Raw genomic sequence first — 9,885 nt, forward strand, 5'->3', positions numbered from 1 at the left:
CCCCCGTCCCACACCAGGTCCTGACCCGCGCCCCTACCCCCTTCAGGGAGCGCGGCGCTCATCTCACCACGGAGGATTCCGATGACTGGCCCCCCACGAGCACCGCTGGCCCCAGCGGTTCTCATCCTGAGCCTGATGCTGACGGGTTGTTGGAGCGGTCCCGCCGACGTGCCGCTCGACAACGACTGCGACTCCCGCCTCGGCGAGGTCCTACCGGACTCGGGCAACACCGACGAGGTCACCGCGGAACTCGTCTTCATGATCGACACCAGCGCCTCGATGGCCAACGGCGCGGGCGAGATGCCCGACTTCTCGTCCTCCGTGGCCGAGATCGTCGAGCACGACGACTTCTACGGTACGAACGGAGATCGACTCCTGTCCGTCGGATACTTCGGCGGCGCGCAGGAGACACCGAAGTTCCAGCTCAACCGCCTGCTCGTGCCCCGAGTGGTGGGATCTGAGCACGGCCGTTCCAACCAGGCGAAGCTGTTCCGTGAGTGCCTGGAAGAGTTCCTCGGCGCCAACCCACCGAGCCCCGCCGCCACCGAGGGAAGCGACGTCCTCACCGGGGTTACCACCGGGGCGCGGCGCTTCGCCACCACCGGCGACGGCGCGACCCGATCGCTCCACGTCTTCACCGACGGTCTCGTCAACGTCGGCTGCCTGGACATGAACCGCTACTTCGACCTGGAGCTGACCGACGAGGAACTGTCCGAGGGCTGCGTGGCCTCCGGAGAGACCCCTGAGGACGGTCTGGGCGGTATCGAGGTGAACGTCGTGCTTCAACCCGCGCCCGCGGCCGAACTCGACAACCGTCAACTCCCCCTCATCGAGGACTTCTGGAACACCGTGTGCGACATCCACGACGGGTCACGGCCATGCGCGACCGCACCCGGTGAGTCCGCTACGACGGAGACCACTGTTCCCACCGACGGCGACCCGGTCGAGGATCCGGAGGTGGTGCTCCCAAAACCGAAACCGAGTGAACCCGACCGGGAGGAGATCCCCGCGGCCATGCTGTTCGACTTCGACTCGGCCGAACTCCGGGACAGCGCGGAGACGGTCCTCGACGAGGTCGCCGAGCGTCGACCGGATCGCACGGCGCCCATCACCGTCATCGGACACACCGACTCCAAGGGCAGCGATTCCTACAACGATGACCTCTCCCTACGCCGCTCCCGGGCCGTGGCGGCTGAGCTGACCGCCCGCGGTTTCACGGACGTCACCGCGCACGGACGCGGAAGCCGTGAACCCTCCTGCACGGGCGACTACGACGACAACGGGCGGCTCCTCGACCCCGTGTGCGCGCGGGAGAACCGGCGGGTCGTCCTGGAGTACGACGGAGGCCGGACATGAACGACGACGATTTCCCCTACAACCCCGACGACAACCTCGATCCCCTCCACCCCGACAGATACGGGCACAACGTCCCTCCGAACGACGACGGCCACTTTCCCCATGAACCCGACCCCCGGAAGGTCAACAACCTCGAAGGCGCGGTCCTCCTACGTGCGGCCAGGAACGCCACACGGACTCTGGTCAACCGGGAGGCCGACGTCCGCTGGCTGCGCGGGGGCGTGATCAGCGCCCGTCGACGTGTCCAGGGGGCACTGGAGGAGATGGCGTCCTTCCACCGTCGGCGTCGTCTGGTCGAGGCGAACGAGTACATCGCCGACCTCGAACGCGACTTCTCGGGAATCCCCGCCAAGAGCAGGCAGGCGCCACCTTTGTACTACCGTCTCATCGCCGTCGTGGCGGTGCTGATGATCGCCGCGATCGAGACGTGGTTCCTCTACGAGGTCGCCCTCGACCTGTTGAGAGTCGAGCCCGGGGAGTGGCATGGCGCCCTCGGTCTGTGCCTCGGGATGCTCCTGGCCGTCGTCCTGTGGGCATGCGGACGCCTGCTCGCCGAAGCCGTGTGGGACATCCGCTCCGCGCCCGCTCGCGCGGCCACCGGGCCAGGCAGGGAGGACCCGGCTCCATGGCACTGGCGGCTGCGCCAGGCGGCGGGACGTGCCGTCAACCGCGGGCCCGGCTGGCTCAAGGCGCTCGTCGGCGTCATCGCGATCATGTGGATGGCGAACGTCTTCGGCATGCTCGCCGCCTATCGGGCCGGTTCCCAGGAGGGGATGCCGATCATCCTCGCGGAACCCGACGTGATCCTCCTCATCGTCACACTGGCGCTCGGCGCCGTGCTCCTGGAGTCGCTGGTGCACAACCCGTACGCCGCGAAGATGAAGAAGGCCAGGCGCCGCCTCGACGCCGAGATCCATGTCTTCGAGGAGCAGTGCCGCAAGGCCCTCGACGCGCTCGCCGAGCTCGACACCGCCCACAGCGACATGCGTTCCAAGTGCGCCGCTCTCCAAGGGGTGGCCCGGGAAGAGACCGACCGGGCCTGGGACTCCTACATCCTGGTGTCCCGCCATCGCCACGGGATGCACGGCCCCGAGGCCCCAGAGCCCCGGACCCGGGCCGAGGAGGACGGTGAGAAGGCGCCTGTCGGGCCTCCCGGTGCCGACGCGTTCCAACGCTTCGACGGACTCCGGCAGCCCGATCCCGACATCGGTGTCCTCGACGAGGCCTGGCGGTTCATCCGCTTCCACGACCCTTCCCCGCTGCGACAGAGATACGAGGAGTTGGTGGCCCAGCTCCGTGACGATCTACCCGTACCCGCTTCGGACCCGAGGGAGCACTCCGATGCCGTCTGACACCGCGACCGTCACCCCCGGTCCCACCGCCCGCACTGCTCCTGTCGGGGAGCTCGCCGGGCACCGCTACCGCATCGCCCAGGACGCGCGCCGACTGACGGACACGTACTGGAAGACCCGTGCCGCGCTGGACCGTCTCGCCGACGCCCACCGTCTCCCCAGCCTCGCGCACGTCGCCCGACCCTCCGACTCCCCTGTCCAGAAGTGGCTCCTGCCACAGGACCTGGGACCCTCTCCCATGCCGGTGGCGGACGACCCATCGCGGCCGGGAGACGACACGCAGCCCCCACCGCGACGCGTGCGGTCCGCGCTCGTGTGGACGGTCTCCGCAACGCTGCTGTTGGTGCTGCTCGCCCAGTCGGGCGCTGATCTGCTGGTCACGGGACTCGGCGTCGAACTTGCCTGGGCTCCGCTGGGCTACCTTCCCGGCCTCTTGTTGGCGACCGTATGGCTCACGGCCGGCTCCTCCCTGGTCGCATCCGGTGGGGGCCACGCCCGTACCGGGGGCCGCACACGCAGCAGGGCCGGGATCCTCGTCTACCTGTTCGTGTGCGTGATCGTGGTGTCCTGGCCCGTGATGTGGGTCGTGGCGGTCGTGGGGGCGACACCGGTCCGCCCTCTGCCGGAGGTCACCGCCGGGGTCCTGACCGCCGCCGCTGTGTTCACCGTCCTGCCGGCACAGATACGCCACCACCGATCGGCTTCCTCGAACGGTCGAAGGACGTCCGCCACGCGTCCGTGGGACGGCGTCGTCGGTGCCCTGCGGTCGGCGGCCGCCCGTCGCAGGGTCCGTGTGCGGCGCGAGCGGGCAGGGCGTGCGCTCTTGGCGCACACCCAGGCGTGGGAGCGTGTCCTCCACGAATGCCACCGTGTCGCCGATCCCAAGTCCGATAACGGGGAACTCCTCGTCGAGGCGCTGGGGCGCCTGGGCTCGGAATCACCCACGATGGAGGGTTCGGAACTCGCCGCCAACGTGTCCAACCTGGCCTTCTTGGGTAACAGCGCCACCGCTGTGCGGTGTCTGGCCCGCTACCACCCGTCGGTACTGGGAACGCGGTTCGACGCCATGGCTCCCGCCCCGGGCCCTGTCCAAGGCGGTGCCTGACCATGTCGGGTGTCCACGCGGCCCCTGCGCGTTGGTGGTCCTGGCGAAGGGACGCGGCCGAGGATGACGTGCGCCGCTACACGTCCGCTCTCCTGTCCGATACCCGCGCCGAGATCGTCAGGGCCGACCAGAAGGCGGCGATCCTCTTCGCTGCCGTGGGTATCGCCACCGGTGTTCTGTCGGGAGCAGTGCTGGACGGGCGGTGGACCCCGGCGGAGCTGAGCTCCTTCGGGGCGGTCCTGTGGTGGATCGGCTCAGCGGCGGGTGTGTGCGCCATGGCGGCGTTCACGCTGGCGGTCTTTCCCAAGACCAGTGACCACACGGTCGTGGCGCACCCCGACTTGATCCGGTTTTACGGTGACGTGTTGCGAGCTGACCGGGAGAACCGGCTCGAACAGGCACTGCGCTGGTCGAGCACCATGGAACTCCAACGGTTGGTCACACAGGTGAAGACGTTGTCAGCGATCACCGTCCGCAAGTACCGATTGATCCAGATTGGGACCGTGTCCATGGCGACTGCTGTCATGGGACATCTGGCGGCCGGGCTGGTGCAGTTGCTATAACCTCGCGAGCCGATCAGGCGCTGAGGTCGGCGTCCGCGCGTGTGGCACGTAACGGGCACGCGGCCCGTACGGACCCCTAGAAACGCGTTAGGCCAGGTGTTCGGTTTCCACCGATCTACCTGGCCTTCTGCTGCGTGGAGCGGATGACGGGAATCGAACCCGCGTTATCAGCTTGGGAAGCTGAAGTTCTACCATTGAACTACATCCGCGCGGCACCGCCGGAAGGACCCGGCTGGCAACGGATGCCATCCTAGCCCAACTCCGGGGCGGGTGGGCAACTCGGCGCGGACCGCCACCCGGGCGGGGATCGCCGCTACGCTGCGTTGCCCCAGGCGGTAGGTTCGGACCGTGCTGCTCTCCGATCGCGATATCAGGTCCGAAATCGACGCCGGGCGGGTCAGGATCGACCCCTTCGACCCCGGCCTCGTCCAACCCTCCAGCATCGACGTCCGGCTGGACCGCTTCTTCCGGGTGTTCGAGAACCACAAGTACCCGCACATCGACCCCTCGGCCGAGCAACCGGACCTCACCCGGCTGGTCGAGACCGACGGTGAGGACGCGTTCGTCCTGCACCCGGGCGAGTTCGTGCTCGCGTCCACCTACGAGGTCGTCAGCCTCCCGGACGACATCGCGAGCCGCCTGGAGGGCAAGAGCTCTCTGGGGCGCCTGGGGCTGCTCACCCACTCCACGGCCGGGTTCATCGATCCGGGCTTCTCCGGGCACGTCACGCTGGAGCTGTCCAACGTGGCCACCCTGCCGATCAAGCTCTACCCGGGCATGAAGATCGGGCAGCTGTGCATGTTCCGCCTGTCCTCCCCGGCCGAGCACCCCTACGGCTCCGCGGGCTACGGATCGCGTTACCAGGGGCAGCGGGGACCGACGCCGTCCAGGTCCCACCAGAACTTCATCCGCACCCCGATCAGCCCGGAGAGCGTCTAGCCGGGACCGGGGGCAGACAGGGCGTTTTGTTTACGGTACGGTCCTGAACGGACACGGACTGTCGTTTGATCCCCCTGTCACTAGTATGTGACTAAGGTCACTATCTTTCCGTGTGTGGTGTAAATCACAAAGGAGCCTTTCGGGGCTCCGGCATCCGCTGCCACAGGTCGGCGGACCGTTTTTACGACGTTTAAACATGTTATTTGGTGGTTACTTAGCGCCTGAACTGTACGTACACACCTCGGTAAGGTTGCGCCCCGACGTGAACCAGGTAGCGGTTCCGCCCTGATGAGGGGCGCGCAAGGGGGCTCCGCGCACGCCGACTACCTGTGGGAACCGCGGGTCGGCGATGGGGCGGAACTGTTGCCCCGGCACGCCTCGCGGTCGGGACAGCCCCCTAGAGGAGACCGTGCCAGCAGTACGCGCAGACCACTTGTACAAGGTGTTCGGCAGACAGTCCAGAGCCGCCGTCGGGCGGCTCTCGGACGGCAGCCACCGTGACACCATCGCCGACCTCGACGTGACGGCCGCCGTCATCGACGTGTCCTTCGAGGTCGAACCGGGCGAGATCTTCGTCGTCATGGGCCTGTCCGGATCGGGGAAGTCCACCCTGATCCGGATGCTCAACGGCCTCCTGGAACCCACCGCGGGGACGGTCGAGGTCGACGGCGTGGACATCACCGCGCTCAGCAGGAAGAGCCTCCTGAAGCTGCGGGGCGAGAAGATCAGCATGGTCTTCCAGCACTTCGCGCTCCTGCCGCACCGCACGGTCCTGGAGAACGCCGCCTACGGCCTGGAGCTGCGGGGCCTGTCCCGCGCCGAGCGGAGCCGCAGGGCGGGGGAGACCCTCGAACTCGTGGGGCTCGGCGGTTGGGAGGACAAGCTCCCGCACCAGCTCTCGGGAGGCATGCAGCAGCGTGTGGGCCTGGCCAGGGCACTGGCCGCCGACACCGACATCATCCTCATGGACGAGGCGTTCAGCGCCCTCGACCCGCTCATCCGGCGGGACATGCAGACCCAGCTCCTGGAACTCCAGAAGAGCCTGGGCAAGACCATCGTCTTCATCACGCACGACCTCAACGAGGCCATGCGCCTCGGTGACCGGATCTGCGTGCTGCGGGACGGCCGCGTCGCCCAGATCGGCAGCGCGCAGGAGATCCTCAGCGCGCCCGCCAACGACTACGTCGAGCGCTTCATCGAGGACGTCGACCGCACCCGCGTGCTCACCGCCGCGTCGGTGCTCGACCCGAGCGCCCCCGCGGCCGACTCCTCGGCGCCCGAGGTCGGCGCCGACACCCTGGTCGCCGACCTGTACGCCAGCGCGGCCGCCTCCGACCGCCTCCGCGTGGTCGACGAGGACGGCACCGTGCTCGGCACGGTGACCCGCAACTCCGTACTGGCCGCGCTCGCGGGCGGGAAGGAGACCCCGTGACACCCGTTGACTTTCCGCCGTCCCTGCCGATCGGTGACGGCTTCGAGGCACTCAACGCCTGGCTCAAGAGCACCTTCGGCCTCTTCTTCGACGCCGTAGGCGAGTTCATCCGCTGGGCCGTGAGCGCCCTGTCCGGCTTCTTCACCGAGCCGGCCGCCGGACAGCTCGCCTTCGTGGCCGCCGTGATCATCGCCGTTCCGCTGCTGCGCCGCCGGCGGCTGCCGCTGGTGGTGATCGTCGCCGCGGTCTCGCTGCTCTACGTGCTGCACGCGCAGTTCGCGCTCGGCAACACCATCGTCAACAGCCTGCCGCCGCAGCTCTTCCTGTGGGCGATGAACCTGTTCGACCAGCAGTACGTGGACGCCTACTTCTGCATCTCGCTGGTCTTCCTGGTCGCGGTCACCGTCCTGGGCGTGCTCGACCGGGGCACCCGGGTGCGCACCGGCGTCGTCGCGGGCGGCTGGCTCGTGCTGGTCCTGCTCGGCTGGCTCGTGCTCCCGATGTTGGTGACCCGGCCCGGGGCACTGCTGATGATCCTGCTGCTGAGCCTTCTGGCGCTCTCGGTGGCCGGGTGGCGCATGGGCCTGTTCGGCCTGATCGCCCTCACCCTGGTGGCCTCGGTCGGCCAGTGGACCAACGCCATGGACACGCTCGGCCTCGTCCTCGTGGCCAGCGCCATCGCCGTGGTCATCGCGATCCCGATCGGCGTCCTGGCCGCCTACAACGACCTGGTCAGCAAGATCGTCAAGCCGGTCCTGGACCTGATGCAGACGCTGCCCGCGTTCGTGTACCTGATCCCGGCGATCTTCTTCTTCTCCATCGGCGCCGTCCCCGGCGTGGTCGCCACCATCGTGTTCGCGATGCCGCCCGGCGTCCGCCTGACCGAGCTGGGCATCCGCCAGATCGACAAGGAGCTGGTGGAGGCGGGCGAGTCCTTCGGCGCCTCCCCGACCAAGGTCCTCACCGGCATCCAGCTGCCGCTGGCCCTGCCCACCATCATGGCCGGGGTCAACCAGGTCATCATGCTCGGACTGTCGATGGTCGTCATCGCGGGCATGGTCGGCGCGGGCGGCCTGGGCAGCGAGGTCTACCAGGGCATCACCCGCAACGACGGCGCCCTCGGTTTCGAGGCCGGTATCGCCGTGGTCATCCTGGCGATCTTCCTCGACCGCCTGACCGCGGCCGTCACCCGCAACAGCCCGCGCGCGGCCGCGTCGGCCGCCTGAGCGGCGTGCCCGCCCCGTCCAGCCCCGCACACCGAATTCCCCGAGGGAAGGAACCCCACGATGTACAGCCGTAAGCGCATGACGGCCCTCTCCGCCGCCGGCATGAGCGCCGCGCTCCTCCTGACCGCCTGCGGCGGCGGTGGCGGTGAGAGCCTGACCGGCCCGGAGGAGGGCGGCGAGGACGCCAAGGAGATCAACATCGCGCTGATCGCCTGGGAGGAGGGCATCGCCGTCACGCACATGTGGCAGGCCATCCTGGAGGAGAAGGGCTACGACGTCACGATCACCGACGTGGACGTCGCCCCGATGTACCAGGGCGCGGCCAACGGCGACGTCGACCTGTTCCTCGACACCTGGCTGCCGGTGACGCACGCCGACTACTGGGAGGACTACGGGGACCAGCTGGAGGACCTCGGCGCCTGGTACGACAACGCCAAGCTGACCATCACCGTGCCCTCCTACATGGAGGACGTCAACAGCATCTCCGACCTGACCGACCACGCCGACGAGCTGGGCGGCCGGATCGTGGGCATCGACCCGGGCGCCGGGCTGACCCGCGTCACCCAGGAGGAGGCCATGCCGGGCTACGGCCTGGACGGGGACTTCGAGCTGGTCACCTCCTCCACCGCCGCGATGCTCGCCGAGCTCGACTCGGCGATCACCGAGGAGGAGCCCATCGTGGTGACCCTGTGGCGTCCCCACCCGGCCTACGCCCAGTACGACCTGAAGGACCTGGAGGACCCCGAGGGCCTGATGGGCGACGCGGAGACCATCCACGCCGTCGGCCGTGACGGCTTCGGTGAGGAGTACCCCGAGCTCACCGGTTGGCTGGAGAGCTTCCAGCTCAGCGATGACGAGCTGGCCACCCTGGAGGTCCAGACCCTCCAGGAGCATCAGGACGACCCGGAGGCGGGCGCCCGCGCCTGGCTCGCGGAGAACCCCGAGTTCCTGGAGCGCACCCTGGGCGGGGACGCCGAGGGCCTGGAGTTCTAGAGGCGCGCGGGGCGGTTTCCCCCGCACGCGCACCGGCCCCGGAGAGCACTCCGGTACCGCGCACACGAGAACGGGCCGTCCCCGAGGGGGCGGCCCGTCCGCGTTCCCGGAGACCGCACGCACGCGGCCCCGGACGTGCCGTCAGGGCGCGTAGTAGCCGCCCTGGGCGCCTCCGTAGCCCTGGTCGAGCTGCCTGCGGCGCTCCCGTCTGGGCAGCAGGTAGGCCGCGAGCATGCCGCCGACGAACCCGAAGAGGTGCGCCTGCCACGAGACGCCGGGGTACTGGGGCAGGACCCCCCAGATCATCGTCCCGTAGAAGAGGACCACGCAGATCATGATGACGATGTCGATGGTCTTGCGCTCGACGATCCCGCGCAGGACCGTGTAGCCGAAGTAACCGAAGACCAGGCCGCTGGCGCCCACGGTGAGGGAGAACGGTGAGCTGAACAGCCACACGCCCACACCGCTGACCAGGATGATGATCAGCGTGGTGAGCAGGAACCGCCCCAGGCCGCTGAACGCGACGAGCGAGCCCAGCACGAGGAACGGCAGCGAGTTGCCGATGAGGTGTTCCAGGTTCCCGTGCATGAACGGCGCGGTGAACACGGTCCAGGGCCCCTGGAGGTCCCAGGCGCGCAGACCGTACTGCTGGTCGAGCCTTCCGAGGAGCACGAAGCTGTCGAGGATCTCGAAGACCCACATGGCCGCGAGCATCCCCGCTACGGTCAGGATGGCGGTGATTCTGGACTGCTTCACCCCATCGAGAGTAGAGGACACTGCCTTGCGGCGGTATGTCCGTACGGGGCGTGGTGGGTAATTGCCCGAAGTGTCGGGATATGTCGCGGCGGGTCGGCGCGAGTGGTGCCGCTCCGCGCGGAGGAGGGGGTCGCGGTCCCCGGCAGGGGGCGGACCTCGGGAG

Annotated in this window: 9 protein-coding genes and 1 tRNA gene; 8 read left to right on the forward strand and 2 right to left on the reverse strand. The window is 68.7% G+C overall.

Translation table 11 applies throughout. The annotated features are described in order from the left end of the window. Window positions 1–81: 81 nt before the first annotated feature. From DQW06_RS29305 to DQW06_RS23595, 4 genes are all read left to right on the forward strand, one after another. Window positions 82–1,356, forward strand: coding sequence for an OmpA family protein (locus tag DQW06_RS29305; RefSeq protein ID WP_198662529.1), 1,275 nt, complete (start codon window positions 82–84; stop codon window positions 1,354–1,356). Beyond that, window positions 1,353–2,708, forward strand: coding sequence for a hypothetical protein (locus DQW06_RS23585; protein ID WP_117199328.1), 1,356 nt, complete (start codon window positions 1,353–1,355; stop codon window positions 2,706–2,708). Before DQW06_RS29305 ends, DQW06_RS23585 begins: the two co-directional genes overlap by 4 nt. Then, entirely contained in the window at window positions 2,698–3,813 is a 1,116-nt protein-coding gene (locus DQW06_RS23590) for a hypothetical protein (protein ID WP_117199329.1), read from the forward strand. Before DQW06_RS23585 ends, DQW06_RS23590 begins: the two co-directional genes overlap by 11 nt. Window positions 3,814–3,881: 68 nt before the next feature. Next, entirely contained in the window at window positions 3,882–4,376 is a 495-nt protein-coding gene (locus tag DQW06_RS23595) for a Pycsar system effector family protein (protein ID WP_157983579.1), read from the forward strand. 135 nt (window positions 4,377–4,511) lie between these two features. Here the strand turns inward: DQW06_RS23595 and DQW06_RS23600 are convergent. Beyond that, window positions 4,512–4,585 (reverse strand) — tRNA-Gly (locus tag DQW06_RS23600). Window positions 4,586–4,724: 139 nt separating this feature from the next. Between DQW06_RS23600 and dcd the strand changes: the two genes are divergently transcribed. From dcd to DQW06_RS23620, 4 genes are all read left to right on the forward strand, one after another. Continuing rightward, window positions 4,725–5,315 carry a dCTP deaminase gene (dcd, locus tag DQW06_RS23605; RefSeq protein WP_013155535.1) on the forward strand — a complete coding sequence of 197 codons (591 nt, stop codon included), beginning with the start codon at window positions 4,725–4,727 and terminating at the stop codon, window positions 5,313–5,315. 433 nt (window positions 5,316–5,748) lie between these two features. Beyond that, window positions 5,749–6,747: a glycine betaine/L-proline ABC transporter ATP-binding protein gene (locus DQW06_RS23610; protein WP_041552940.1), complete on the forward strand. Its 999-nt coding sequence runs from the start codon at window positions 5,749–5,751 to the stop codon at window positions 6,745–6,747. Continuing rightward, entirely contained in the window at window positions 6,744–7,973 is a 1,230-nt protein-coding gene (locus DQW06_RS23615) for a proline/glycine betaine ABC transporter permease (RefSeq protein WP_013155533.1), read from the forward strand. The genes DQW06_RS23610 and DQW06_RS23615 overlap by 4 nt, the downstream gene beginning before the upstream one ends. Before the next feature lie 60 nt (window positions 7,974–8,033). Then, window positions 8,034–8,966 (forward strand): glycine betaine ABC transporter substrate-binding protein, encoded by a 933-nt coding sequence (locus tag DQW06_RS23620; protein ID WP_013155532.1) that lies wholly within the window; start codon window positions 8,034–8,036, stop codon window positions 8,964–8,966. 141 nt (window positions 8,967–9,107) lie between these two features. On the opposite strand, the gene DQW06_RS23625 is transcribed toward DQW06_RS23620, so the two are convergent. Then, window positions 9,108–9,722, reverse strand: coding sequence for a rhomboid family intramembrane serine protease (locus DQW06_RS23625; protein ID WP_026338049.1), 615 nt, complete (start codon window positions 9,720–9,722; stop codon window positions 9,108–9,110). Window positions 9,723–9,885 lie beyond the last annotated feature (163 nt).

The sequence above is a fragment of the Nocardiopsis sp. TNDT3 genome, from assembly GCF_003427465.1.
GTDB classification, from domain to species: domain Bacteria; phylum Actinomycetota; class Actinomycetes; order Streptosporangiales; family Streptosporangiaceae; genus Nocardiopsis; species Nocardiopsis dassonvillei.